Raw genomic sequence first — 26,170 nt, forward strand, 5'->3', positions numbered from 1 at the left:
GTCAGAATGTGTTTCCCCATTTTACATAACCGCCGAAAGGCGGTTATTTGCATTTGAAGACCCCTTTCGGTTTTACGCTTAAGGAGTCTTATATGAACAACAAAACCATCATCCTCACTGGCGATCGTCCTACTGGCCCGCTGCATCTCGGCCACTATGTTGGCTCGTTGCGCCAACGCGCCACCCTGCAGCACGATTATCAGCAGTTTATATTGGTCGCGGACCTGCAAGGACTGACCGATAACGGCAGTACGCCACAAAAGATCCAAAACAACATTCCCGAAGTGCTGGCTGACTATCTCGCCGCGGGCATAGACCCCTCACTCACCACCATTTGTTTGCAATCGGCCTTGCCCGCCCTTACCGAACTGACCGCGCTTTATATGAACATTGTTACCGTGGCGCGCGTTGAGCGAAATCCTACGGTCAAAAACGAAATTGCGCAGAAAGGGTTCGCCCGCTCGTTACCGGTTGGCTTTCTGGTTTATCCCATCAGTCAGGCGGCAGATATTTCAGCCTTCAAAGCTGAAGTGGTTCCGGTCGGCGACGATCAACTGCCGATGATTGAACAGACCAATGAAATCGTGCATAAAATGAACAGCTTATTACCTGCCCCAGTCTTGTCGCATTGTAAAGCGTTGCTGAGTGAAACCAGTCGTCTGCCCGGTATCGACGGTAACGCCAAGATGTCGAAATCACTAGGTAATACAATTCTGTTGTCCGCCAGCGAGGAAACCATTCATCGCGCCGTCAGCGCAATGTACACCGACCCTAATCATCTGAAAGTGTCCGATCCGGGGCAGATTGACGGCAATATCGTATTCACCTACCTCGACGCGTTTCACCCAGATAAAATCAAAGTGGCGGAGATGAAAGCGCGTTATCAGCGCGGCGGATTAGGTGACAGGGCATGCAAAAATGAGCTGGAGATGTGCTTGCAAGAACTCATCGCGCCGATGCGTGAGCGTCGGGCAACTTACATTCAGGATAAAGGCATGCTGATGGCGATGCTGAAAAAAGGCAGTGAACAGGCGCACGAAGTCACACAGCAAACATTAAGAGAAGTGAAACAAGGGCTCGGTTTACCGGTGTTCTGAACACGAATAGAAAAATACAGGATGACTGATAACTCCCGCTAAACTTAAAAAATGTGGTTACGCTTAAGTTTTTCAATAGCATAACCGCTACTAAGAGAGTGAGATTTAACTATCTTATTATTACGCCTCATTATAAAAAGTTCGAATTCTCTTCTTTACGCCTGCCAGGGTCCGTGCCCATGCAGGCTTTTTTTTCACTAACAACTTTTCGGATATCAGTTAACCACTAATGTCCAGCCCATCGCCCCCCTGAATAAAAAACACGCTGCAAAATCAACAAAATATAATCAACTTGCTTAATTACTCTGCAAACGCGTGAGATCCGGAAGAAAAATGCGATTTCCCTCTTGCCTCATTCGGTCTGTGCCGCTAATATTCGTCCCCGTTGTCACCTACAACGTTGCGTTCATAGCTCAGTTGGTTAGAGCACCACCTTGACATGGTGGGGGTCGTTGGTTCGAGTCCAATTGAACGCACCATATTGCGTCCGTAGCTCAGTTGGTTAGAGCACCACCTTGACATGGTGGGGGTCGGTGGTTCGAGTCCACTCGGACGCACCATATCACTTTTGATGTGGTGCCTTTCCCCTTACATTATTCTCGATAAAATCCCCCTAATTGTTGTTGCCGTCCTGAGCGATTTCGCTATTCTTGCTGTCTATCCCGTTTGTCTCCTGCGCCGTTATCGACCACACTTATCCTGCTTCGCTTGTTTTCGGCACAATGCCGACACAGAACATCGATCACAGGGCATAAAAATAATATCAGGTGGATAAGATGAACAAGATCGCTATCGTCGGTACGGGACCGACAGGAATCTATACGTTACTCGCGCTTCTCAAGCATCAAACCCCGCTTTCAATTAGCCTCTACGAACAATCGAATGAAGCTGGGGTAGGCATGCCCTATAGCGATGAGGAAAACTCGCGATTGATGCTGGCAAATATCGCCAGTATTGAAATACCCCCCATTACCTCTTCTTATCTCGACTGGTTACGCCAACAGAGCGTTGAACATTTAGCCCGTTATGGCGTGAAACACGCCTCGCTGCATGACCGACAATTTCTGCCGCGAATTCTGCTCGGTGAATATTTTCGTGACCAGTTTTTACGCCTTGTAGACCTTGCGGACAAACAGGGGTTTAACATCACCGTACACGAATCCTGTCAGGTCAAGGATGTCAAAGCCACAACGGATGGCGTTGTTATTTGCAGCGATCATAACGACCCGGAGCACTTTGATCTTGCTGTCATCGCCACGGGTCACGTCTGGCCTGACGCACAAAGCGCATCACGCACCTTCTTCCCGAGTCCGTGGACCGGGCTTATGGAGGCAAAAATCCCGGCGTGTAATGTAGGAATTTTGGGTACGTCGCTGAGCGCTATTGATGCGGCTATGGCCGTCGTCGCACAACACGGCAGGTTTGTATTAGATGATGCGCAGGGTGTTCATTTCGAAAGAAATGAAGGCAGTCAGGATCTCAACATTCTCCTCATGTCCCGTTCTGGCATTCTACCAGAAGCCGATTTTTACTGTCCTCTCCCCTATGAACCACTCTCCATTGTGACTGCTGAGGCGCTGGAACAGTGTATTGCAGATGGTTCTGCTGGGCTGCTGGACAGGATCTTTATGCTCATAGCCAAAGAAATTGAGCTGGCAGACCCTGTCTGGAGCAAAGAAGTCGCCCTCTCTTCCCTGAACGCCGACAGCTTTACAGATGTCTGGTTCGCTGCCCGTAAAAAGCACGATCCGTTTCGCTGGGCCGCAGCCAATCTTGAAGAAGTCGAACGCAATAAACGTGAAAAACACACGGTTGCCTGGCGTTACGCTATTCTGCGACTGCATGAGGCCGTACAGGAAATTGTCCCGTGGCTGGATGAGAAAGACAGAGAGCGGTTTAACAATGGACTTGCTCGCGTCTTTATCGATAACTATGCAGCCATTCCTTCACAGTCGATCCGTAGATTACTGGCGCTGCGTGAGGCCGGGATCCTGAATATTCGCGCGCTCGGTCAGGATTATCAGTTAGAGCAAAAAGAGAAAATGACGGTGATACGCGCTCAGGGCGAAACCTATAAGTTTGACGTTTTTATCGATGCCAGAGGCCAGAAAGCGTTAAAAATTAAAGATCTGCCATTTCCATCGCTGCGGGATCAACTGCAATCCACGAGTGAGGAAATACCGGATGTCGGCGATGACTATACGTTACAGGCGCCTGATATTGTCCGGGGCCGCATTGCGCTCGCCGCACTTCCATGGCTGATGCACGATCAACCGTTTGTGCAAGGGCTTACTGCCTGCGCAGAAATTGGCCAGTGCGTCGCGCATGCCATTTCCCGGCCAGCCACGCGTCTTCGTCGACGCTTACCCTGTTACGAGGCGTGACACGATGTCTTCTTCCATCACTCTGCTTGCAGCCGGCAGTTTACGTCCGGCACTGACTCCGCTGATAACCCATTTCACGCACATAAGTGGAATAGATGTGAAAGTGGAATATGGTCCAGCCGGTTTACTGCGTGAGCGGATTGAGGCAGGCGAACCCTGTACGCTGTTTGCTTCGGCCAGTCGGGAGCATCCGCAGCGCCTTCTGGCTCAGCATAAAGCTCTCTCAACGCACACCTTTTGCTGGAACCAACTGGGTCTGGTTACCAACCGGACCGGTGAATGGCTGGATTTGCTGCGAAACCCTGCCCTGCGAATTGGTACCTCTACGCCCGGCTGTGACCCTTCCGGGGATTATACCTGGGCATTTTTTGACAAGATGGATGCGCTGGAGACGGGCCTTGGGCAGCAGCTTCGCGAAAGGGCCATTCCCCTGGTTGGCGGTCGAGACACCGTGAGGATCCCGCAGGGAGAACTGGCCAGCGCCTGGGTCCTGCGTCAGGGACTGGCCGATCTGTTTATCGGCTACGCGCATTATGCAAAAACGCTCCGCGCACTCCCCGACGTTCGTTATATAGCGATTCCGGCTGAATATAACATTCAGTGTGAATACCAACTGGCGCTGCTGGAGGCATCCAAAGATGCGCTGGCGCTGGTTGAGTTTATGCTCGGCAACGGCGGTCAGGAGTTTATGATCGCCGCCGGTTTTATACCACTTACCGACGAATAGAAAACAGCGGCGCAATAAACGGCGTCTGGTAATGGTCAACGTTCACTTTTCGCAGCGGTAATCCATAGGCCTGGGACAGATTATCTTCCGTCACGATACTGTCCGTCGCCCCTGCCCGCCATTTTCCTTCAGGAAGCAGCAGCAGCGTATGCGTGGCTATCTGTAGCGCATGCAGCGGATCGTGGGTTGAAAACAGCACGCTGCAGCCTTGTTGGCGAGCCAGATCGCTGATGAGCTGCAGCACCACCTGCTGATTAGCGAGATCCAGCGCGGAACATGGTTCATCAAGCAATAACGTCTGGCATTCCGTGACCAATGCCCTGGCTATCATCACTAACTGTTGTTGCCCGCCAGAGAGTGAACCAAACGAGCAGGCGCCAAGATGTGCGATATTAAGTTGCTCCAGCGCCTGCGCTGCCCTTTTTTGATCCTGCTGGCTGGGCTGCGCAAATAACTTCACGTGCTGTGCCCGCCCCATCAGTACCACATCGCTGACCGTATAGGGAAACGGCAGATGACAATGTTGCGCCACAATCCCAATTCCACCGGCATTCTCAATACTGCCGCCCAAAGCAGGCAGCGTGCCGGTTAGCGTATCGAGCAGCGTACTTTTACCCAGACCGTTACGTCCCAGCACCGCCCAGACCTCACCTTTCCGGCAACTGAACGTAAGCGGCTCAAATAGCGGTGCGCGATACCCGTAAGTCAGCCGATTCACGCGCAGTGCGACAGATTTCATTGTTTCCTCCGACGGCTGTTGCGGATGAGTAAAAAAGCAAACAGCGGCGCGCCAAATAATGCAGTGATGATCCCCAGCGGGATCTCCGCAGGCAGCAGGGTACGCGCAATATCATCCACCACAATCATAAAACCGCCCCCCAGCCAGAAGGCACAAGGGAGCAACCGACGATGATCGACACCCACCAGCAAACGTGCCAGATGCGGAATAACCAGACCGACCCAGGCAATACTGCCGCTTACCGCCACCTGAGCGGCGACTAAAAAAGCGCAGCACACCAGCACGCTGCGTCGCAGAGGAACCACCGCCACGCCCAGCGCTCTGGCATCTTTATCATTGAGCGATAGTAGATTTATCCGCCAGCGTAACTGATACAAAACCGTCGCGGCGATACCCACCGGAATCGCCAACAGCAGAACTTTATGCCAGTTGGCCGTCGCAAAACTCCCCAGCAGCCAGAACACAATGTTCGGTAACGTCTCTTCGGTATCCGCCTGATACTGAATCAGACTCACCAGTGCGGCAAAGAAACCGCTCAGAATAATACCCGACAGGATCAGCACCAGCGTATTCTCCAGCCCCTGCAATGTAGCGATGGCATACACCAGAATCAGCGCCGTCAGACCGAAGAAAAACGTTGAGCCCATCATCAGCCACGGCGAAAGACCGAGCAGAATCGCCAGCGTACCGCCAAAAGCAGCCCCCGACGTTACGCCGATAATATGCGGGTCGACCAGTGGATTATGAAATACCCCTTGCAGCGTCGCACCGCATAAACCCAACGCGCCCCCCGCCAGCAACGCGATCAGAATTCGTGGTAACCGCACCGTCCAGACAATCTGGCTGGCAATCCCTGCGGCGTCGCTATAGTGCGTCAGATGGTAAAATACCTCGCTTAACGACAGCGGATATTGTCCGAGGCACAGCGAGCTGACGCCCAGTAATAAAACCGCCGCCATTAGCAGTGGCTGCTGGGGTAAAATGCGGTTACTTAGCTGCATCAGACTGCCAGTTCACACGATAAAAACGCTGATAGTAGTCTTGCGCCTGCGCATCGACATCCACGTCTTTATAGGCGTCCGGATACAGTTTTTTGGCCATCCACAGTTCACCTATCGCCAACGCTTCCGGCATCGGATACCCCCAGGCTTTGGCGTATTCCGGCATCAGCCAGATGCGATGATTTTTCACCGCATCAATCCCCTGCCAGTTGGGATCGTTTTGGATCTCCGTCACCACCTGCGGGTAACGGTCCTGAACAAAAATCACCTGCGGATTCCACGCTAATACCTGCTCAAGCGCGACCTGACGGGCGCCTTTCACACTGGCCGCCGCTACGTTTAATCCCCCCGCATGCTGCATCATCAGTCCCGTATACTTCCCGGAGCCGTAAGTCATCAGATCAGGGTTAGCCATATAAATACGCACCTTTTGCGCATCAGGAATGTTGGCAACTGGCGCGTTGAACTTTGCCCGCGCCGCAAAAACGTAATCGATCAACGTTTCTGCCTGCGCTTTGCGCCCCACAACATCCGCAATCAGGCGAATTCCCTGCTTTAACCCTTCGTTGTAGACCTGCTCTTCATCGGCCATAGTCGGATTCATTTTATTCTGCTGACCATCAGCATCCTGACGCAATGAGATCGCGACCACCGGAATACCGGCGTTCTGAATCTGCTGAATCATCTCCGCAGGCGCATAGTTGGCAACAAAGACGACCTGTGGGTGAATCGCCAGCAGGCTCTCGATATTCACGCTGGTGAGATCGCCCGGCGTCGGCAATGTCGTTATCTTCGGCATGAAACGCGCGAATTCAGGTCCGAGCTGTTTTTTCCAGCTCGACATTACACCAACAATGTCTTGCTGGGCGTTGAGTTGCACCAGAATATTCAGCGTCTGGTGTTGCAGCACAACCACGTTGTCGACATGGTCTGGAATCGTGATCTGACGACCAAGCTGATCGGTAATCGTACGCTCGGCCTGCGCGGAGAACGCCACCAGGAAGCTGGCGCAAACCAGCACAAAAGAACGGAGAGTTAACATGGGGTACCATCTGGATGAGGAATAAAAACGATATATATTAAATTATATAACGATATAACTGGCAACCCATTAGCGATAATTACCGCGCTACACACGAGGAAGATCAATTTTTGTGGGCAAAAATAAAGCCGACGGCAATGACCACCGTCGGCTTTTGTTGATACTGAGTGGCTAAACTATTTCGTCGCAGCTTTAATGATATCGAGCGCTTTGGCAAACTGATCCTGCGGAATTGTCAGCGGGTAAAGGAAACGAATAACGTTGCCGTACTGGCCACAGGTTAACAACAGCAATCCCTGCTCGAGGGCTTTCTTCTGCACGCGTTGCGCGACGGCAGCGCTGGGCTCCCCCGTCGCTGCATCGCAAAATTCAGCAGCAACCATTGAGCCTAAGCCGCGCACTTCGGCCAGCTCAGGGCACCATCCTTGCGCGTCAGTCAGGGTGGCGCGCAGTTGTTCGCCGAGAGCCGCTGCTCGTTGGCACAACTGCTCATCACGAATAATATCCAGTACCGCATGCGCCGCCGCAATCGACAACGGGTTGCCGGCATAGGTACCACCCAGCCCACCCGGCGCAGGCGCATCCATAATTTCTGCCTTGCCTACCACGCCAGACAGCGGCATCCCACCCGCCAGACTTTTTGCCATCGTCATCAGGTCCGCTTTGTCGGCGTAGTGATCCATCGCAAACAGTTTCCCCGTACGCGCAAAACCGCTTTGCACCTCATCGGCAATCATCACGATGCCATGCTCATCACAGATACGGCGGATCCCGGCAACAAACTCCGACGGCGCCACCACGAAACCGCCTTCGCCCTGGACCGGTTCGAAGATAATCGCCGCAACCTGAGTTGGATCGATGTCGGCTTTAAACAGGCGTTCAATCGCTTTTAGCGAATCCGCCGTGGAGACACCCTGCAACTCAGAAGGATATGGCGCATGGTAAACGGAACCCGGGAACGGGCCGAACCCTTTTTTATAGGGCGCTACTTTGCCGGTCAGCGCCATCGTCATGTAAGTACGTCCATGAAAACCGCCGCCAAAAGCGATAACACCGGGACGACCGGTATGCGCGCGGGCGATTTTCACCGCATTTTCCACAGCTTCTGCGCCAGTAGTGAAGAATGTGGTTTTGCGTTTACCGTCAATCGGCGCAACGGCGTTGATTTTCTCAGCCAGAGACACATAGCTTTCGTACGGTACAATCTGATAAGCCGTGTGGGTAAACGCCTGCAGTTGCGCTTCGACTGCCTGCACCAGACGAGGATGACGGTGCCCGGTGTTCAGCACGGCAATCCCGGCGGCAAAATCAATATACTGATTGCCCTCAATATCGGTAATCGTGCTGTTTTCTGCCGACTGGGCGTAAAAATCACACATGACACCCACGCCACGCGGGGTGGCATCCAGACGACGTTGTTGCAGGTTTTTATTGTTCATTCTCTACACCTTGTCCATAAATACATTTCAGTTGAATTACCCTTTAAATTTAGACGCCATCTGGTACTTTAATCGAGAGCCAAATCGTTTTATTTTAAGGATCCAAATGCGTTCACTTGCCGGAGATGTGATCAAGCAAGCATTTAGCCAGCAGACAGATGAAAAACTGCATCGTCGCCTGTATGCCGCCATCTGTAGTTGCATCCTTGAGGGCAGCCTGAAACCGGCTACCCGCATGCCTCCCTCGCGGGATCTGGCGGGCGAACTGACGTTATCGCGAAACACCGTCTTGCGGGTTTACGAGCAGTTGCAGGCCGAAGGCTATATCTCTGCGCGCACCAGCAGCGGCACCTTCGTTAGCGACAGCGTGCTCGACAATCTCGACCTCCGCCCCAACAAAGAGCCAGTGGCTGTTGCGCTTGAGGATCACACCCGCTTATCTGCCCGCTGCCTTGAACTGCTGGGGCATGCCAGCGCCAGTCCCCGGCAATGGGGAGCCTTTATTCCTGGCGTGCCTGATGTTCAGCATTTTCCTCATCGGGTGCTCAAAAAAATCCAGGATCGGCTGGCAAGGCGACTGCGCCCGGCGTTTCTCACTTACGATGCCGCAGGCGGGGTGAGTGAATTGAAAGAAGCGCTGGCAGACTATCTGCGCACCGCCCGGGGTGTACGTTGTTCGCCTGATCAAATTCTGATTACTGAAGGTATTCACCAGGCGCTGGATCTGGTAGCGCGCGCGTTGTGTAATCCGGGTGACAATGCCTGGATTGAGGAACCAGGCTATTGGGGGATAAAAAACATTCTACGTATCAACGCGGTTAACTTTTCGGCGATCCCGGTTGATGAGCAAGGAATGATTCCGCCAGGCCCAACAGAACCCGCACCGAAGCTGATTTTTGTGACACCGTCACATCAGTATCCGCTCGGTTCGGTAATGAGCCTGAGCCGTCGGCAACAGCTTCTCTTGCGCGCCCGTGAAACGCGAAGCTGGATAATAGAAGATGATTACGATAGCGAGTTTCGCTTTTCCGGGCAGCCTATTCCGTCATTACAGGGACTGGAGGAAGATACGCCGGTTATCTACATCGGAACATTCAGTAAGACACTCTATCCTGCACTGCGACTCGGGTATGTGGTACTGCCCAAACCACTAGCCGCGCCGCTTAAAAAGGTTCATAACGACCTCTATCGCGGCGGACATTTGTTGATTCAGGCCGCGCTGGCGGAGTTTATCCGCGAGGGATACTACGCGGCGCATATTCGAAAAATGCGCCAGCTGTACAGTCGTCGTCGCCAGATGCTGGTGGAACTTATTACCCGCCAACTTGGTGAGCAATATCTTGGCTCCTTCAGCAGCAACGCCGGGCTGCATATGATTTTACAGCTACCCGCCGGAAGTGATGACGTCGCCATAGCCCGGCAAGCGAATGCGCAAGATCTGCTGGTGCGTCCGCTGTCTCGTTACTACGTGAATGAAGAGAAATGCAGCGGCCTGCTGTTGGGGTTTGCCAGTATTGAAGAACATGAAATGGCGGCGGCGTTTACCCGACTCGCGACGATTATCAGGGAAAACGCCGTATAAGCACTGCCGGATAGCGGTGCTCGCACCTTATCCGGCATGCTGTTTAATGTGACGCTTTTTTAACGCCAGCCAGATCCTGCTGGCTTACTTCACCATTCCCTTCCCCCCAACTTTTACGCACGTAGTTAATTACGTCACGCATTTCGCTGTCGGTTAACATGCCGCCGTAGGCTGGCATCTTAAAGGAGACGCTTCCCCGCGTTGTCGGGGTTTCTGCGCCATAGGCAATCACTCTGTACAGTGGCGTCGGGTCATCCACCATCACCAGCGGATTGCGGATCAACGAAGGTGCATTATCATCCGTACCTTTGCCTTCCAGACCGTGACACGTTGAGCAGTAGCGGTTATAGGTCACTTTGCCCGCCTCGGCTGAATTCGACCAGGATGTCGTAGTCGCTGCGGTACGCCCCGCTTCAGGCTTCGTACTTTTCAGGCTCAGCAGATATTGTGCGATCGCCGTGGCATCTTCGTCCGTCAGATACTGTGTACTTTGCGTAACGACTTCAGCCATCGAACCAGAAACCGCGGCATGTTTACTTTTACCGGTCAGCAACAGCGATTTTAACTCCGACTCCGACATTCCGGTGCCCCGCAGCGACGGCGCATACCAGCCGTCGATCATCGCGCCGCTCAGATACTCGGGATCGGCATTGCTGTACGCTTTTTCGTTCATCGCCACACCTCTCGGTGTATGGCATGAACCGCAGTGGCCCGGGCCTTCCACCAGATAAGCGCCTCGTTTTAGCAGGACCGCGTTTTCATCCGTTTTCGCGCTCGCAGCAGCCGTCTCTGGCGCGTCGGTAAACAACCAGTTCCAGATATGCAGCGGCCAGCGGGCGGAGAGTAGCCACGGAATGGCATTCTCTTTATTGGGTTGTGCCGACGGCGTGACGTCATGCATAAAATAGCGGTACAGCGCCTGAACATCCTCGTCAGAAAGCTTCGCGTAAGAGGGATAAGGCATGGCCGGATAGAGCGGATGACCATCTTTGGCAATCCCCTGACGTACCGCCTTTTCAAAATCCTCGTATGCGTAGCTACCAATCCCCTGTGTCTTATCTGGAGTTATATTGGTCGAATAAATATCCCCAAGCGGAGTGGGAAACTTTTTACCCCCTGCCATCGCCGCGCCACCTTCCGTCGTGTGACAGGCTACGCAGTCAGAAATCCTCGCGATGTATTCGCCATGAGTTTCAGCCGCAGAAACCGTGGCGGTAAATAAACAGGCAGCAAGAACGGTTACATTACGCATAGATCACCCCATCTCCTTGAGTTCATTAACCGCTCGCCATGCCTGATCGATCGCCGTATGAGCATAAGCCCCCCAGTCAGAATCGGAGTTAGCAATGGCAATACGACCGACTGGCTTGCGCGCCCGCTCGATAATCTCGGGCATTTTGTCCATATCGTCGAACAACGAGTTAGGGTAATAGGCATAGCCATGCGCCCAGCGGTTAACCGTAATGGCGGCAATATCGCGTTGATTATCAAAGCCTGTTGCGCCAAACATCTCCTGCAACTGGGCGCGAATCATCTCTTCATGCGCCGCAAATGTCGTCCCCAGCAGATAGGCCCTCCCCAGACGGAACTGCTCTCTGGCCGAGAGGTTACTGCCAGGATACGTGGGGACGTAGACCATATGAATCACCATCGGATCGTCCGGTGAGGCTGGGTGTTGATACCCGCCAATGCTGACCGGATAGTCGAGCTTAACCCGGCTGTAGGGGGCTGCCGGAGAGTAAAATTCATGCACGCCAAGCTGTTTAAATGCCTGCCAGTTTTTAACCACCACGTTGGTGTATACCAGCGGCGCTTTCACGTTCAGTTTGAGATCCGCCTGCTGCTGTTCCGGCATCTCTGGCACCAGATACGGAATCAGCATGTTATAACCCGCCATAATGGTGTTCTTACCACGAACGCGATGCATTTTTCCGTCGCGCAGATAGCTGACAACCACGCCATCCGGTACGTTGGCGGCGTTAATCACCGTGCTGTTCAGGCGCAGACGCGTGGTGTTTTCCGGCAGATCCAGTTTTTCATAATGCAGTCTGGCGAGGACCGAGTCCTCCATGGTGGTACCCGGTAGCGCATCCGGTAGCATATACCTGACCAGCAGTCGGGCCAGACCGGCATTTCCATCCGGAAAATGGTAAACATACGGCTCTTCGAGGTCTGCCAGCGACTCTCCGTCCAGCGGGGGTAATCCCAGCGCTTCCATACCCGGTAAGGCGCACGCCCGGGCATCGCTACAGGAAATCCCTTCAATGCCAATGGCAAAGAAGTCATTAGAACGCTGCTGAAAATAGAGCAGCGCCATTTTGCTCAAACCGACTTTTGTCGCCAGAAACTCACTGTAGCTGTGAGTATCCAGCCATTCAGTTTTCTCATCAATCGTCATACCCGGAAGGTAGTCCGCAGGACGTACATGCAGATCGATTAACGCTTTTCTGTCGTTCTCGCTTAGCGGAAAATCATTGATAAAGTCTTCAATCTTGCGTCCATTCAGTCTGTCCGGCGGAATATCATCAGATACCGCCCGTCCCGGATCGCCGCTGACGATTTTTGTTTCGCCAAAATTCTTTTTATCGAAAAAAACGCCGCGACTGAGCTGCCAGTCGGGATAGAAGTTTACGTCAAAACTCTCTTTCAACCGCGTGACGCTGACGCCCACAGTTTCCATCAGCTTTTGCACTTCGGGACTGAAATTATGCGCCGGAGACTGGAATGCTTCGCTGCCGCCATAGCCGAGTAGTTTCTTGCCCGAGCTGGTAAACTCATTCCGTTTGGCATGTCCTCCAAAATCGTCATGATTATCGAGGATCAAAATCCGGCTATTTTGTCCGGCAAGTTGACGCCAGAAACAACCGGCAGCCAGGCCGCTAATACCGCCGCCCACAATCACCAGATCGTACTCTTCCTCAATAGGCAAAGCGTTTAAATCAAAATGTTTATGCTCACGGCCCACGGCATGCGCCATTTCAAACGATCCAGGATGATTGCCCCGCAGCCCCGTCAGCGCAGGCGGATAATAACTTCCATCTATAAATGCGTTTTCCTTCCCTGCCGCCCTGACCCATTCCAGCGGGGTAAGCCCCGCCGCAACGGTCACCGCGACGCCGTTGAGAAAATCACGTCGGGTAATTGCCATTAACTTTTTCCTTATTGCTACACTGCCCTTAACACGACACAAATAAGAGGCATCCCCTTCTCAGCAAAAAGGGGATCGCCATCTATTTCACTGGCTTTAATTCTTCATCCAGTTTCTTAGAATCATAATAATCACCCTGCCAGGTGATTTTTCCTGCTTTAACATGAATATAGCTAACACCTTCAAATCTTATCAGATTATTTGTCGGTGGGCTCCCTGCCCATTCACCACTATTTTTTCCTGAGAACTGCCAACGAAAAGCCACGGTATCCTCGTCATAAACGGGTTTACCGATCATTTTCCAGGTCAGATCCGGGACCGCCTTAATAAAGGCCCCAATAACTTCTTTTTCTGCTTTTTCCCTGCCGGTAATCGGTTCTCCCGCGGCGGCATCATAATAGACAGCATCATCTGCAAGATATTGAGCCGCTCGCGAAGCATCATGCGCATTCCACGCCGCCATATACTCGTTCACGGTATTCAGCGAGGTACTTTCTGCCAGGCTATAGCCCGAGAGCATCACCAATGAAAGCACCGCCACTTTTAATGTTTTCATCACCACCCTCTCTATTCAGAAATGTCGCACATGATATGTTTCACCCGAGTGTATTCCTCGAGTGAATAAGATGAGAGATCTTTGCCATAACCTGATTTTTTGAAGCCGCCGTGCGGCATTTCGGCGCACAGGGGAATATGGCTGTTAATCCATACCGTGCCAAAATCAAGGTCAATGCAAAAGCGCTGCGCGCGACTGTGATTGCTGGTCCAGACGCTCGCCGCCAGACCATATTCCACATCATTGGCCTTAAGTAATGCATCTTCATCGTCAGAAAACGGCTGAATAGTCATTACTGGACCAAATACTTCATGCTGGATAGCTTCATCGTGCTGTTGCAGACCAGAGACGATCGTCGGCTCAAAATAGAAGCCAGGGCCAGATCCGGCGCGCCCGCCGGTCTCAATTTTTGCATGCGCCGGTAAACGCTCAATAAAGCCTTTCACTTGTTCCAGTTGATTCCGGCTATTCAATGCGCCATACAGCGCATCCTGGTCTTCTGGCGGCCCAAATTTAATACTCTTTGTTTTTTGTACCAGTTTTTCCAGGAATTCAGCGTAGATGGACTGTTCGACCAGAATACGCGTGGCCGCCGTGCAGTCCTGCCCGGCATTGAAAAAGCCAGCCGTGACAATCGCCGCAACCGCCTTGTCCATATCCGCATCAGCAAATACCACCGCGGGCGCCTTCCCGCCCAATTCCAGATGCGCCCGGGTCAGGTTCGCCGCTGCCGAGGCCGCAACCTGCAGACCTGCGCGGACCGAACCGGTAATCGAAACCAGTGAGGCTTTCGGGTTTGAGACCACCAGAGAACCGGTACTGGCTTTGCCTAGAACCACGTTAAACGCTCCTCTCGGGAACAAGGGTGCCGCCAGTTCCGCCAACAGCAGCGTACTGACCGGGGTGGTGTCGCTTGGCTTTAACACTACCGTGTTACCCGCCGCCAGTGCCGGCGCAATCTTCCATACCGCCATCATAAATGGGTAATTCCACGGCGTAACTTGCCCGACAATACCCAGCGGTTCCCGGCGAATAGTCGAGGTAAATCCAGCGGAATATTCGCCTGCTGCCTTGCCTTCAAGACAACGCGCAGCCCCGGCAAAAAAACGGATGGCATCGCAGGATGCCGCGATCTCTTCCTTCTCAATAAAATGGCGAAGCTGGCCCGTCTCCTGGCTCTGGGCATTGACCAGTCGCTCCACGTTGCGTTCTATTTCGTCCGCCAGGCGCAATAACGCTATTTGTCGCTGGGCCGGTGTCGATTTTCTCCAGATGCTAAACGCCGCTTCAGCAGCAGAGTAAGCCTGCTCTACCTCTGCCGCGCTGGCATTAGGAGATAATGCGTACGTTTCACCGTCGACCGGACTCACCAGTTCGAAGGTCTCTTCGCTGCCGCCTGCTACATATTGCCCATTAATAAAATGCTTCAGGGTTTTCATGTCTGTCTCCACCCGTTAATACATAAAGAATCTTATGTAATATATATATTGTAAAAACTTTTCAAATACGCAACATTGACACTATGATAAGCCTCTCATTTTTAACTTGTTCTTTACATTATTCAGAGGAAGGCTTGTCATTGTTAGCTGACGCGGCGCGCGCAGCTCCAATGGTTATTGGGACACACATCCGTCTGTGCGGCAGCTTTTGCGCATGGGCATGTAAAATAACGCGGCCATTCTTACCTTCCTTGCCCAGCAGGCATGTGTTAGAAAGGGTCGTTGTTTCAGGGAATTGAGTGCAGAAAAGATTATGATTACTCACGCGGTCATATTTGCGCCTATCGGGCAGGTCAGTCGTTCAGACCAGATAGTGCAACGCCTTTCAAATGCCATTATCACGGGATTGTTGGAGCCGAAAGAACAGCTGCCCAACGAAACTGATTTGGCAAAGATGATGGGTGTCTCACATATCACTATCAGAGAAGCGCTAAACACGCTTCGGGCTAATAATCTTATCCATACTGTTCGTGGCCGTAATGGTGGCAGCTTCGTTTGCGAAAATATTGATGGCAAAAATAGCCCCCTGCATCCGTTCAAAGCGATCAGTACCGATTATCTTTCGGATCTGGGGGAAATGCATTGCGCCATCATTAGCCATAGCGCAAGACTTGCTTCCAGACGAATGACCGGCGCGGATATCGCCAAATTTCGCGAGTTTGTTGAGGTGCTCAGACAGGCAAAATCACCTGAGCTGATGACCCAGGCCGATATGCGATGCCTGCTGGCAATAGCCGCCAGTTCACATTCGGCACGGCTGGCGAACCAGGAGCTTCAGGTGCAAGCTGAATGGGCATCGCTGGTGGCGATCCTCTATCGCACGGACAGCATTCATGCCGAAATTATCGCGCTTTATTCAGCACTGGCCGATGCGCTGGCCGCCCACAACGAGGCGGAATCAGTACAGCTTGCCACGCGGATCATCGACACCTTTACCTATTACCTTATCGAAAAAAAGCTGAAATATAACTCGAACTGACAATCCGTGAAGGCAGGACAGACAATGAGCTCTTCGACATCTTTAAGCGCATTAATCCGTAAAATTGATGATATTACTGTCTCTACGGTAGATTCTACCGTGGCGCTGGCGAGGAGCATCCATGAGGCGATTGCCGGGATACAGAAAGCTTCGGCCGAGGTTGTCCTCGATCCCTCTGTGCGATCCACCGTTCAACAGCATATTAAGCGTACGCTCAATGACAACCATTACTGCTCTGGAGCCGGATTTGCCAGCCATATAGAGAGCACCGCCACCACCAAAGAGTATTGGCTTTTGGAGTGGTGGTATAAGAAAGATAATGGTTTGAGCCAGGCGCATCTCGATTTGGATCAGGCCACGCAGCAACGACTGGATTTCAGAACCTTCGAGTGGTTTAAACATTCGCCACCGGCAGGCAAAGCTTATATCCACGGCCCGTACGTCGATTATATCTGCAATATCTCCTATACCCTGACTTCGGCAGTGCCGGTCTACTACAACGATCAGTTTCTTGGCGTCGCCGCCGTCGATCTGCTGGTCAGCCAAATCGAAGCCGAACTGCTCTCCTGCGCTCATCCTGACTATGTCATACTGACCAATCTGGAAAACAGGATTATCTTCTCCAGCTGGCCGCGCTTTCGCGTGGGTGAGTTACTGTCGCCCGCCAACAGCACCGTGGTATATCAGAGCGACTACTTTATCCTTTATCACTATCAAAACTAAGGGCCCGAAGGCCCTTGTTTTAGTTGTCCTGCCCCATATTGAGCTTATTGGCGTAAGCAATGGCGTCGTTTTCCGGCGCCGCAGAGCGCCCAAACGGTCGGGTCAGGAACATATAGATAAGCCCCGATCCAACGACAATCGCCAGGCCGAACAGCACTGTCCAACGATCAATGAAATCGCTGCTGTCTGCTGGTTGGGCCAGCAACCAGATCCCGCATAATCCATAGGCTAAGGCCAGTACGTTTACAATCACGCCCCAACCGCCAATGGTCCACTCCCCGGCCGGTTTCCAGCCCTTCAGACGCTGACGTAACGCAGCAAGCACAACCATCTGGAACGAGATATAAATACCGATTACGGCAAACGCGGTAATACGCGACAGGTTGTCTGGCTGGAAATAGACCCAAACGCAGATGATCACCGGCAGCAAGCAACTGACGACCATCGCATTATCCGGAACGCCGTTTTTCGAGATTTTGGACATCCATTCACTTCCTGGCAGCATTCTGTCGCGAGAGAACGAAAAAATAAGACGGCTTAACGCAGCCTGTAGAGACAAAATGCACGACAACATCGCCACAATCGCGACGATGATAAAGATAGTTGCGCCGGTTTCTCCCAGGGCTTCATTGAGAATGGCGGGGATTGGATCGGACGTTTTACCATTCACGATAATGACCAGATTCGGTGAAGCCAGCAGATAACCCATCACAGAAATGATGGCGGAAATTGCGCCAAATACGATGCTTAAAATCATCGCAACCGGGATCTTTTTGCTCGGGTTCTGCACCTCTTCCGCTACGTTACCGCAGGCTTCAAAGCCAAAGAACATAAACAGCCCCATCAGCGCGGCGGACATAAACGCGGTGGAGTAGCTTCCGTCCTGAGCAAGCACGCCCATCGAGTCGAAGATGACGGAGAAAGGCTGAGAACGGTGAAAGATCAGCAGGTAAATTCCCAGCGCAATCACGCTAACAATTTCACACCAGAAGCCAATTTTGGCGACTCTGGCCAGGTTTTTGGTCCCGGACATGTTAACAGCCATCATCAACAGCAGTAGCAGGACAGACGTCAGCAACATGGTGGCAGGCGTTTGACCATAGTGGAACAGCGACTCAACAAACGTCGAGGTATATTCCGCAATTGACGTAATGGTGACCACCAGCGCCCACAGGTAAATCCAGGCGGCAATCCAGGCATATTTCTTGCCCCATAATCTTCTCGCCCAGGGATACAGTCCACCGGTTATCGGATACTGGGAAGCGACCTCGCCAAATACCAACGCCACTAAAAGCTGGCCACATGCGACGATTAAAATCCACCATACTGCGGGCGGCCCCGCCAGCGTTACGGCCAGCGCAAACAGCGAATAGACGGCAGTGAGCGGCGAAAGGTAGGTAAAACCCAACGCGAAATTAGAAATTAAACCGATTGAGCGATTGAACTGTTCTTTGCCATCTTTCTGAAAATTATCGTTTTTCTTATCAGGTGTCTGTTCCATATATCTTTCTCTTTTGTGGAATAGTCGCAGGGTTGAACAATTAATGTATAAAAGATATTAAGTTATATGTATAGTGATTTTGTCGCAGAGTTGTTAAAAATGATCGCATGTCACGTTAATGAAAAAGTAAGAGCAAAACGGTAGAAAGCGCTGGCATTTAGCAGTATTTATGACCAATGGATCTTCGCAGCCGCCAACAGTAGGCTACGCTGGCGGAAAAACATGCGCATCTGATTTAAGTTCGGGGCTAAGTAGCAATAATCGCTGCTGTTAAGCAACATTTTTGCAATATAATAGTGTGATGTTAAACGCTGAACCTGAGCAGGTGAATGATGGAAATTGATCTCGATAATCTGGTCTTTGATGGACTGGAAGAAGCGCAAGAGCGTAATGCTGAACGTCTGGAAGATGCAGATAAGAAAGCGCAGGAAATTATTGCTGATAATGACTGCGGCGACGCCTGCAAAATCTGATTTCCGAACCGGCGCAATGCCGGTTTTTTATCGCCTGTTACCCCTTTCCGTTTCAGCCCTTATACCGTAAAGCCTCAATCAATTTGGCAAAGGCGGCGGTGTGCTGCCTGCGGCTGGGGTAGTACATATAATAGCCCTGGAAGGGTTCGCACCAGTCCTCCAGCACTTTTTCCAGCGCACCGTCAGCCACCGCCTGTTCGACAGTGTCTTCCGGCACAAATGCCAGCCCCATCCCGGCAATCGCTGCGCTAATCCGCGGGGGGAGATTGTTAAAAATAAGCTGCCCTTCAACCCGCACGCGTAAATCTTGTCCGCCTTTGCTAAATTCCCAGGCATACAGCCCGCCCAACGTTGGCATGCGCATGTTGATGCAGTTATGGTTTTGCAGATCGTGTGGGGTGAGTGGTTTACCATGGCGGGCAAAATAAGCGGGTGAACCGACCACCACCATGCGCCAGTCCGGACCAATTCTGACAGCAACCATATCTTTTGCCACCTGCTCGCCGAGACGAATACCCGCGTCATAACGGCCAGCCACAATATCCGTCAGGCTGTTGTCGAGGGTCATTTCCACTTTCACTTCAGGATAAGCCTGCAAAAAAGGCGCCAGCGCGGGCCAGACGGTCGATTGCAACGCATGTTCACCCAAGGTAAGGCGAATGTTACCCGCCACCCGCTGACGGATGTCAGTTAATGCCAGCAGCTCCGTTTCAATGTCATCAAAACGCGGACTGATACTGTTGATGAGCCGTTCTCCGGCTTCAGTCGGCGCGACGCTGCGCGTGGTACGGGTCAGGAGTCGAACATCCAGCCGCTCTTCGAGTCCACGTATCGCATGGCTTAACGCTGACTGCGAGACCCCGAGCTTTGCCGCAGCCCGCGTAAAACTCCGCTCGCGGGCGACGATAATGAGATAATAAAGATCGTTAAAATTATCACGCAGCATGCTTGTCCCCAGCCATTAACTTTATTGACGTATGGTACAGGTCATGAGGGTAATCACGTAGCGTTTCTCAACGTTCGCGCACATCACTCCTGTTCTCCCCCCTTTCACTAATAACATTTTGTATATAGATAAGAATTTTTTCTTATTTTGTCTGAATCGTAAGTTATGGGAGCGTAAAAAGCACAAACCAAAAACTACAGGGATTTCATACAATGATGGCAACGAAAATTCACAGCGCTAAAAAAACACTTCTGGCACTCAGCGTGCTGCTGGCCTCTGGCATTAGCGTCTCACAGGCTCAGGCTGACCAATTGGCCGATATCAAAGCCGCCGGCGTCGTTAAAGTGGCGACATTCGACGCCAATCCGCCGTTCGGTTCAGTTGATGCAAAAACGCATAAGATTGTCGGCTATGACGTCGATTTTGCCGAAGCGCTGGCCAAGTCCCTGGGGGTAAAACTGGAGCTGGTGGCCACCAATCCGGCCAACCGTATTCCGCTATTACAATCCGGTAAAGCCGACTTAATCGTAGCGGATATCACGATCACACCTGAGCGTGCACAAGTGATCGATTTCTCCGTGCCCTATTTTGTCACCGGCCAGCAGTTCCTTGTGCCAGCAAAATCCCCGGACAAGCTCGATGAATACAGCAAAGCGCGAATCGGCGCGGTAAAAGGTACTACCGGTGAGCAGGCGTTACATCAGCGCTTCCCGCAGTCGCGCGTACTGGCCTATGACGATATCCCCCTGGCATTAACCGCCTTACGCAACGGTAATGTGCAGGCCATCACCCAGGACAGTACAATCCTGGCGGGCTTGTTAAGCGGTGCGCCGGATAAAGCGGATTTCAAAATTTTGCCGGACCTGCTGAGTAAAGAAGAGATCGGCGTGGGGGTAAAAAAAGGCGAACCCGCGCTGTTAAAAGCCGTCAACGATGAACTTTTGAAGCTGGAGTCTACTGGTCAGGCAGCAAAAATTTATGATGTGTGGTTCGGCCCTGAAACCAAAAACCCGCAGCCCCGCGCCTTTAAAATAGAAGCCAAGTAATATGCTCTCAGCTCTTTTACATCGTTCCGCAGCTTCGGCTGCGGATTCTGCCCAATTGGGTCAGGCAAGCGTCAAACTGCACAATGTGTTTAAACAGTATGACGCTCATACCGTACTTAACGGCGTCAGCCTGGCAGTTGAACCTGGTGAAGTGGTGACCATTTTGGGTCCTTCTGGCTCTGGAAAATCCACTCTTATACGTCTTATCAACCAGCTTGAGTCGCTCAGCGGTGGCGAAATTTTCATTGATGGTAAACCGATTAGTCAGTTGCGCGGCGCTGCATTACGCCAGTTACGCAGCCGTATCGGTTTTGTATTTCAGCAATTCAATCTCTATTCGCATCTGACCGCGCTGCAAAACATTGCGCTGGCGCTGGAATATGTTCACGGCTGGAACAAAGCGGAAGCAAAAGGCCGGGCACTCGAATTGCTGGATCAAGTGGGACTGCTCGAGAAAGCCGATGCCTATGCCGCTCAGTTATCCGGCGGGCAGCAACAGCGCGTTGCCATTGCCCGCGCGCTGGCTTCATCGCCACAAATCATTTTGTTTGATGAACCCACCTCCGCGCTGGATCCAGAAATGATCGGCGAGGTGTTACAAGTGATGAAAAATCTGGCTCACAGCGGTATCACGATGATCGTCGTGACTCATGAAATGCACTTCGCTCGTGAGATTGCCGATCGTGTGGTATTCATTGATGGCGGCGATATCCTGGAGGTCGCCTCGCCGGAGGATTTCTTCACCCACCCGCAACATCCCAGAACCCAGCGTTTCCTGAAAAAAGTGCTCGACCCGTTACACCAGGAGTTACCGTTATAATGCATCTAATGGACTGGCAGGGGGTGCTGAGCGGGCAACCCCTACAATGGATAATTTCCGGTTTTCTCACCACGCTATGGGTGACGCTGGCAGGCGTCACGCTCGCCACTCTCTTTGCTCTCCTACTGCTCGGCTTACGTTTGACAGGCAATCGCATTGCCACCGCGGTGGTCGGCGTGTGGGTCTCCGCTTTTCGCAATACGCCTTTACTGGTGCAACTGATGTTCTGGTATTTCGCCGCATGGAATTGGCTACCCCGTGACGTGATTACCTTTATTAATGCTGAACACCCATGGTCAGTTCTGCCGGGTGACGTCTGGTGGTTAACGCCGGAGTTTCTTTGTTCTGCCTGGGGGCTGGGTGTTTTTACTTCAGCCTTTTTGGTCGAGGAGATTGCCTCTGGTTTGCAGGCGGTTTCTGCCGGGCAACGCGAGGCGGCCATTGCCCAGGGCTTTTCCTCATGGGCGGTTTTTCGTCACATTCTCCTTCCCCAGGGACTGGCGAACGCATGGCAGCCCATCGTTGGGCAATATCTCAACCTGATGAAGCTCTCCTCGCTTGCCAGCGGTATTGGATTTGCAGAGTTGACCTATCAGGTGCGGCAAATTGAGAGCTATAACGCGCATGCACTGGAAGCCTTTGCCGTTGGAACAGTGCTCTATCTGCTCATCGGTATCGTGTCAGGTATGCTGCTTACGCGTCTTGGACCAAAAACTGTGTCAGGTAAACCGTTCAGGGCAAAAGCCCGTCTGTTCAGCGTCAGGAGCATATCGCATGATCGCTAATATTTCGGTCATTACTGACAATCTTGACTATCTTCTGTGGGGACGCGTGACCGAAGGCCAACCCGGCGGCGTTCTGCTTACTTTGCTGATGGCTATCGGCGCGGCATTGCTGGCACTTCCCGGTGGGATAGTTCTTGCCTGCTGCGCCTGGCGTTTTCCTGGCGCGATGCGCAAAGGACTGTTTATCTGGGCCGAGTTTATTCGCGGCATTCCGTTAATCTTTGTGATTTTCTGGATGTGGTATTTGCTCCCCATGCTGACTGGAAGCGATCTGCCTGGCGCAGTTACCGTGACGTTGGCACTGGCATGGTTCACCGCCGCCTCGGTGATGCACTCGGTGTATGCAGGAATTAGCGCCTTACCTGGCGGGCAATATGAAGCGGCAGTGGTGCAGGGTTTTCGCCCGTACCAGGCCCTGTGGCTTATTTTATTGCCGCAAGTGCTGCGCAACATTATGCCGTCGCTGACCGGGATATTTATTGGACTACTGAAGGACACGTCGCTGGCGTTTATCGTCAATGTGCCAGAACTCACGACGGTTGCCGGTCAGGTTAATAGCCGGGTGCAAATCTATCCCGCGGCCATTTTTATCTTTACCGGACTGGTCTATTACCTGCTGTGCTTTAGCCTGGAAAAATTCACCCAGCGACGATTCGCGCTAAAATGACCTCAAGGCTCAACATTCCACGAACTGGTGGTCTTCGTTGAGCCGATATTTCACGCCAGCCCGGATATTTTTTTCACCTTCCACGGCAAGCGCAAAACGCATTCTTTCGCCATCATGATAGGCCAGCGCCGCGCATCCGCCAGGACCGAGTATTATCGAATCGACAGTGCCTGTACTGGCAACAACGGCGTTCTCTCCGCTGGCAATAATATGGATATTGTCTGCGCAATTGGCGATTTTCGATTCCGCGCCGAAACAGGCTAGCTGGGTTAAATCACCGCTGCAGGCGATCCGATTTCTGTCGCCCAGTGCACTGATGCGTACACGCATACCGGCACTGGCGATGCGCGTACCGTCACCCACGCTACTGATACGCGCTGAATTTCCCGCGACCGCAATTCGCCCGCGATCGCCCGAGCTGCCGATATGCGCGTTATAGCCTACGCTGCCTATACGTACGCTGTAACCTGCACTGGCAATTTGCGCGGCATAGCCAGCGCTGGCGATTTTAACGTTATCATCCGCACAGCCAAAGCTGACATTATCTTCCGCACTCGCCAGCGGGCTGCTGGTCCCCCCCGTTGTTTTCACGCGGGAAATATTTCCCATCGCGCGAATATCCTGCCGGACAAAACTCTCCTCTTCCCGCCATTTTGACCAGCCGTATTCCACCAGACTATTTGCCCAGTCGATATACCCTTCCCGCTGGAGCGCACGATGTACATCGGCATAACTTCCCCCGGCGGGAAAAGTACGTAGAAACCAGCGATACATTACGGGCCCAACGCGCCAGGCCCGTAAGTCATCACGCGTAATCATCATCGCTTAATGCCGGTGATAGCCATCCACCATGCACTTGAAGGTTTCGCCCGGCGTGCGGCCCGTAGTGCAAAGATAAAGATGCCCAAAAATGAAAAACAAACTGATTATTGCCAGCGCAAAATGTGCCTGTAACAACCAGTAACGCACACCGGGGAACAGATCGCCGACTACCGCCGGATAGAGCGATAACAGACCCGATATCAACAACAGCGGCAGCAGACCATACATCACGCCAACATAGGCCGCCTGCTGTAGCGGATTGAATTTCGAACGCTTTGATGCCGGGAATGGATGTGACTCTCCCTGCATAATGCCAAACAGGTAAAAACGCGTTTGTCTTTGCGCGCGTCCGATCCAACCCTGCCGCTGAATAATATAGTGATGTCCGTTACCGCCAATCAGGTTGATCAGGACAAAACCAATCCAGCAGGCGAGCAGCAAAAAGCCACAGACTTCGTGTACGGTAAGCAGGCTTTTCATCACCGACGCGCTAACGGCCGAGAAGTGATTGACGAGTCCACTGACCAGAAGTAGCAGAAATAACAGCGCGTTCGACCAGTGCCACAAGCGGACAGCCTTCGAGTATAAGTAGATCTTCTCACCGTGCCCTGCCGACGCTTTATGCGCGGCACGAAAGCGCAGCATGGCGTGTAGCGCCAGCACCAGCCACATTCCCACCAGCATTAATCCGGCGATGACCAGCCACACTGGCCAGTAGTCAGGAGAAAACATAGGGACATATTGCGCAAGCTGGGCGTGAAACTGTTCGGCATTCTGCGACGCGTTCATACATTTTCCTTTTTAATCAAATGTTGACCGAACCGACGATACAGATGGGGTTTCCCGGCGCCTGCAAGTTGATACTCGTAATACTTGTTTTCCCGCAGCCAGGTCTGAATCTCCGGGCTATCTTCACGACCAAAAATCAGCGCGTGTTCCGGGCAGGCGTTAACACAGATCGGTGGAAAACCTTTCGCCAGACGTGATTCAGCGCAAAAGTCGCATTTATCAGCCACTTTGGTGCGCGGATTGAGATAGCGGACCTGATAAGGGCACGCGCCTATGCAGTAACTGCAGCCGATACACGAAGACGTGTCGACCCGGACAATGCCGTTCTCATCTCGCCAGGAGGCGCCGGTTGGACAGACCTCAATACAGGGTGCATCATCACAATGCTGGCAGGACTGACGAAAATAGTGATACAGCGTTTCGTCGTCGTTATCCGAAACCGGAATATGCGCTATCGACAAACGGCTGCCCTGGTCAGGAACATGATTGGTTTTCCTGCATGCGCGGGCGCAAATATTACAGCCGTTACACAGTGATTCGTCGTGGATCATGACATAACGAACGCCTTTAGTGCTCCTGGGACTTGCTAACAAACTTTGACCTGGGCCGGTAAAAAAAATCACCGTCCCCATGCCAATGACAAATTTACGTCGGGTGAAGGACATCGGGTTATCCTCTAATGCTGTGACAGTGGTCGTCCACACATTCCATGACATCAACCTGAAGAATTCAGGGGTTCTGATACTGCTCAACCTCAAACCATTCGCACAGGCCGTACGCTTTGCCATAACTCATAAAACGTTCGCTGAACAAATAAGGCTCCGCATTTGACGATTCCACAGTGCGTATATCTGCGTAATCCGGGTGCGTTTCCATTGCCGAGAGCGCCGCTGCAACCTGCTGATCGCCAAAGCTATACGGCGGTTGCGTCAACATGGCGACCTTATAGGGGCGTGGATACGTTTGACAGTCGAAGCGTACCGCCTCGGCAATCGCGCGACAGATGTCGTTCTCCACCACCTGCACACACATGCTGGCGTAGTTTGCCGTCATGGTTTGCGTCGAAAAGAAATACGCCTCTTCAGCGCCATGCACACAGGTAATATCCGCCCCATTCGCGCCCTGACACAGGGTATCCAGCAGCACGGTTAAGTCAGTCTCAGGAACCGAATACGGTGGCTGCAGGAAAACACTGCGAGCCACCAACTGACCCGATGCTGAATGTTGGCGGATAAATTCCGCCACTATCGACTCCGGGCTGGCAGGTTCCTGAACCTGCGGCGCGTTCACCTGTTCGGCAGGCGACTGTAGCGCCTGCAGCCAGTGTCTCTTTTGGCTATCTACCTCATCAGGAAACGCCTCAATGGGTGCCTGAACGTTGCTCACGTTAGTCATCTCGCGTTCC

At 52.4% G+C, this 26,170-nt stretch carries 25 protein-coding genes and 2 tRNA genes; 13 read left to right on the forward strand and 14 right to left on the reverse strand.

The genetic code is table 11. The features are described 5' to 3' along the window. Window positions 1-92: 92 nt before the first annotated feature. The 5 genes from trpS (at window position 93) to ICA20_RS13685 (ending at window position 4,208) form a co-directional block, all read left to right on the forward strand. Window positions 93-1,097 carry a tryptophan--tRNA ligase gene (gene trpS / locus ICA20_RS13665; protein ID WP_038640339.1) on the forward strand — a complete coding sequence of 335 codons (1,005 nt, stop codon included), beginning with the start codon at window positions 93-95 and terminating at the stop codon, window positions 1,095-1,097. A gap of 402 nt (window positions 1,098-1,499) precedes the next feature. Beyond that, a tRNA-Val gene (locus tag ICA20_RS13670) sits at window positions 1,500-1,576 on the forward strand. Between the two features lie 4 nt (window positions 1,577-1,580). Beyond that, a tRNA-Val gene (locus ICA20_RS13675) sits at window positions 1,581-1,657 on the forward strand. Between the two features lie 216 nt (window positions 1,658-1,873). Beyond that, window positions 1,874-3,481, forward strand: a complete 1,608-nt coding sequence (locus ICA20_RS13680; RefSeq protein WP_038640337.1) for an FAD-NAD(P)-binding protein — start codon at window positions 1,874-1,876, stop codon at window positions 3,479-3,481. Between the two features lie 4 nt (window positions 3,482-3,485). After that, a complete protein-coding gene (locus ICA20_RS13685; RefSeq protein WP_038640335.1) occupies window positions 3,486-4,208 on the forward strand; it encodes a substrate-binding domain-containing protein in 723 nt (240 codons plus the stop codon). Here ICA20_RS13685 and ICA20_RS13690 read toward each other — a convergent pair. The 4 genes from ICA20_RS13690 to puuE all read right to left on the reverse strand — a co-directional run bounded on the left by ICA20_RS13690 (window position 4,195) and on the right by puuE (window position 8,429). Then, window positions 4,195-4,947, reverse strand: coding sequence for an ABC transporter ATP-binding protein (locus ICA20_RS13690; RefSeq protein ID WP_038640333.1), 753 nt, complete (start codon window positions 4,945-4,947; stop codon window positions 4,195-4,197). The genes ICA20_RS13685 and ICA20_RS13690 overlap by 14 nt on opposite strands. Beyond that, window positions 4,944-5,948, reverse strand: coding sequence for an iron ABC transporter permease (locus ICA20_RS13695; RefSeq protein ID WP_038640332.1), 1,005 nt, complete (start codon window positions 5,946-5,948; stop codon window positions 4,944-4,946). The genes ICA20_RS13690 and ICA20_RS13695 overlap by 4 nt, the downstream gene beginning before the upstream one ends. Further along, the gene (locus tag ICA20_RS13700; protein ID WP_038640331.1) at window positions 5,935-6,990 is read right to left on the reverse strand and encodes an ABC transporter substrate-binding protein; all 1,056 of its coding nucleotides are present in this window, start codon (window positions 6,988-6,990) and stop codon (window positions 5,935-5,937) included. The genes ICA20_RS13695 and ICA20_RS13700 overlap by 14 nt, the downstream gene beginning before the upstream one ends. 176 nt (window positions 6,991-7,166) lie before the next feature. After that, window positions 7,167-8,429 carry a 4-aminobutyrate transaminase gene (gene puuE / locus ICA20_RS13705; protein WP_038640330.1) on the reverse strand — a complete coding sequence of 421 codons (1,263 nt, stop codon included), beginning with the start codon at window positions 8,427-8,429 and terminating at the stop codon, window positions 7,167-7,169. 106 nt (window positions 8,430-8,535) lie between these two features. Between puuE and ICA20_RS13710 the strand changes: the two genes are divergently transcribed. Further along, entirely contained in the window at window positions 8,536-10,011 is a 1,476-nt protein-coding gene (locus ICA20_RS13710) for a PLP-dependent aminotransferase family protein (RefSeq protein ID WP_038640329.1), read from the forward strand. 43 nt (window positions 10,012-10,054) lie between these two features. Here the strand turns inward: ICA20_RS13710 and ICA20_RS13715 are convergent, their stop codons facing one another. The 4 genes from ICA20_RS13715 to ICA20_RS13730 all read right to left on the reverse strand — a co-directional run bounded on the left by ICA20_RS13715 (window position 10,055) and on the right by ICA20_RS13730 (window position 15,154). Continuing rightward, window positions 10,055-11,263, reverse strand: coding sequence for a cytochrome c (locus ICA20_RS13715; protein ID WP_038640328.1), 1,209 nt, complete (start codon window positions 11,261-11,263; stop codon window positions 10,055-10,057). 3 nt (window positions 11,264-11,266) lie between these two features. Beyond that, window positions 11,267-13,159, reverse strand: a complete 1,893-nt coding sequence (locus ICA20_RS13720) for an FAD/NAD(P)-binding protein (RefSeq protein ID WP_038640327.1) — start codon at window positions 13,157-13,159, stop codon at window positions 11,267-11,269. An 82-nt stretch (window positions 13,160-13,241) separates the two neighbouring features. Then, entirely contained in the window at window positions 13,242-13,715 is a 474-nt protein-coding gene (locus ICA20_RS13725) for an ester cyclase (RefSeq protein WP_038640326.1), read from the reverse strand. 11 nt (window positions 13,716-13,726) lie between these two features. Continuing rightward, window positions 13,727-15,154 carry a gamma-aminobutyraldehyde dehydrogenase gene (locus ICA20_RS13730; RefSeq protein ID WP_038640325.1) on the reverse strand — a complete coding sequence of 476 codons (1,428 nt, stop codon included), beginning with the start codon at window positions 15,152-15,154 and terminating at the stop codon, window positions 13,727-13,729. A gap of 313 nt (window positions 15,155-15,467) precedes the next feature. On the opposite strand from ICA20_RS13730, the gene ICA20_RS13735 reads away from it, so the two are divergent. Both ICA20_RS13735 and ICA20_RS13740 read left to right on the forward strand, forming a co-directional pair. Beyond that, on the forward strand, window positions 15,468-16,193 hold the full coding sequence (locus tag ICA20_RS13735) for a GntR family transcriptional regulator (protein WP_038640319.1): 726 nt from the start codon (window positions 15,468-15,470) through the stop codon (window positions 16,191-16,193). 24 nt (window positions 16,194-16,217) lie between these two features. Beyond that, the gene (locus ICA20_RS13740; RefSeq protein WP_038640317.1) at window positions 16,218-16,916 is read left to right on the forward strand and encodes a cache domain-containing protein; all 699 of its coding nucleotides are present in this window, start codon (window positions 16,218-16,220) and stop codon (window positions 16,914-16,916) included. 19 nt (window positions 16,917-16,935) lie between these two features. On the opposite strand, the gene ICA20_RS13745 is transcribed toward ICA20_RS13740, so the two are convergent. Further along, window positions 16,936-18,417 (reverse strand): APC family permease, encoded by a 1,482-nt coding sequence (locus tag ICA20_RS13745; RefSeq protein WP_038640315.1) that lies wholly within the window; start codon window positions 18,415-18,417, stop codon window positions 16,936-16,938. 332 nt (window positions 18,418-18,749) lie between these two features. On the opposite strand from ICA20_RS13745, the gene ICA20_RS13750 reads away from it, so the two are divergent. Further along, the gene (locus ICA20_RS13750) at window positions 18,750-18,890 is read left to right on the forward strand and encodes a hypothetical protein (protein WP_003832695.1); all 141 of its coding nucleotides are present in this window, start codon (window positions 18,750-18,752) and stop codon (window positions 18,888-18,890) included. Window positions 18,891-18,942: 52 nt separating this feature from the next. On the opposite strand, the gene ICA20_RS13755 is transcribed toward ICA20_RS13750, so the two are convergent. Then, window positions 18,943-19,836, reverse strand: coding sequence for a LysR family transcriptional regulator (locus tag ICA20_RS13755; protein WP_038640312.1), 894 nt, complete (start codon window positions 19,834-19,836; stop codon window positions 18,943-18,945). Window positions 19,837-20,048: 212 nt separating this feature from the next. Here ICA20_RS13755 and ICA20_RS13760 point away from each other — a divergent pair, with 212 nt between their 5' ends. Genes ICA20_RS13760 through ICA20_RS13775 form a run of 4 tightly spaced genes read left to right on the forward strand, consistent with a single transcriptional unit; the run spans window position 20,049 to window position 23,154 of the window. Then, window positions 20,049-20,882: an ABC transporter substrate-binding protein gene (locus ICA20_RS13760; protein ID WP_038640311.1), complete on the forward strand. Its 834-nt coding sequence runs from the start codon at window positions 20,049-20,051 to the stop codon at window positions 20,880-20,882. Window position 20,883: 1 nt separating this feature from the next. Beyond that, a complete protein-coding gene (locus tag ICA20_RS13765) occupies window positions 20,884-21,702 on the forward strand; it encodes an amino acid ABC transporter ATP-binding protein (RefSeq protein WP_038640309.1) in 819 nt (272 codons plus the stop codon). Further along, entirely contained in the window at window positions 21,702-22,487 is a 786-nt protein-coding gene (locus tag ICA20_RS13770) for an amino acid ABC transporter permease (protein WP_038640306.1), read from the forward strand. Before ICA20_RS13765 ends, ICA20_RS13770 begins: the two co-directional genes overlap by 1 nt. Further along, window positions 22,477-23,154: an amino acid ABC transporter permease gene (locus ICA20_RS13775; protein WP_038640304.1), complete on the forward strand. Its 678-nt coding sequence runs from the start codon at window positions 22,477-22,479 to the stop codon at window positions 23,152-23,154. The genes ICA20_RS13770 and ICA20_RS13775 overlap by 11 nt, the downstream gene beginning before the upstream one ends. 9 nt (window positions 23,155-23,163) lie before the next feature. On the opposite strand, the gene ydhT is transcribed toward ICA20_RS13775, so the two are convergent. The 4 genes from ydhT to ICA20_RS13795 all read right to left on the reverse strand — a co-directional run bounded on the left by ydhT (window position 23,164) and on the right by ICA20_RS13795 (window position 26,160). Then, complete coding sequence (gene ydhT / locus ICA20_RS13780; RefSeq protein WP_038640302.1) at window positions 23,164-23,976, reverse strand: protein YdhT; 813 nt, start codon at window positions 23,974-23,976, stop codon at window positions 23,164-23,166. A 3-nt stretch (window positions 23,977-23,979) separates the two neighbouring features. Next, window positions 23,980-24,765 (reverse strand): thiosulfate reductase cytochrome B subunit, encoded by a 786-nt coding sequence (phsC, locus tag ICA20_RS13785; protein ID WP_038640300.1) that lies wholly within the window; start codon window positions 24,763-24,765, stop codon window positions 23,980-23,982. Then, window positions 24,762-25,430, reverse strand: coding sequence for a 4Fe-4S dicluster domain-containing protein (locus ICA20_RS13790; RefSeq protein WP_051594516.1), 669 nt, complete (start codon window positions 25,428-25,430; stop codon window positions 24,762-24,764). The genes phsC and ICA20_RS13790 overlap by 4 nt, the downstream gene beginning before the upstream one ends. A 64-nt stretch (window positions 25,431-25,494) precedes the next feature. Continuing rightward, window positions 25,495-26,160, reverse strand: coding sequence for a YdhW family putative oxidoreductase system protein (locus tag ICA20_RS13795; RefSeq protein ID WP_038640298.1), 666 nt, complete (start codon window positions 26,158-26,160; stop codon window positions 25,495-25,497). Window positions 26,161-26,170 lie beyond the last annotated feature (10 nt).

The sequence above is a fragment of the Citrobacter sp. C5_2 genome (assembly GCF_014596845.2).
GTDB classification, from domain to species: domain Bacteria; phylum Pseudomonadota; class Gammaproteobacteria; order Enterobacterales; family Enterobacteriaceae; genus Citrobacter; species Citrobacter werkmanii.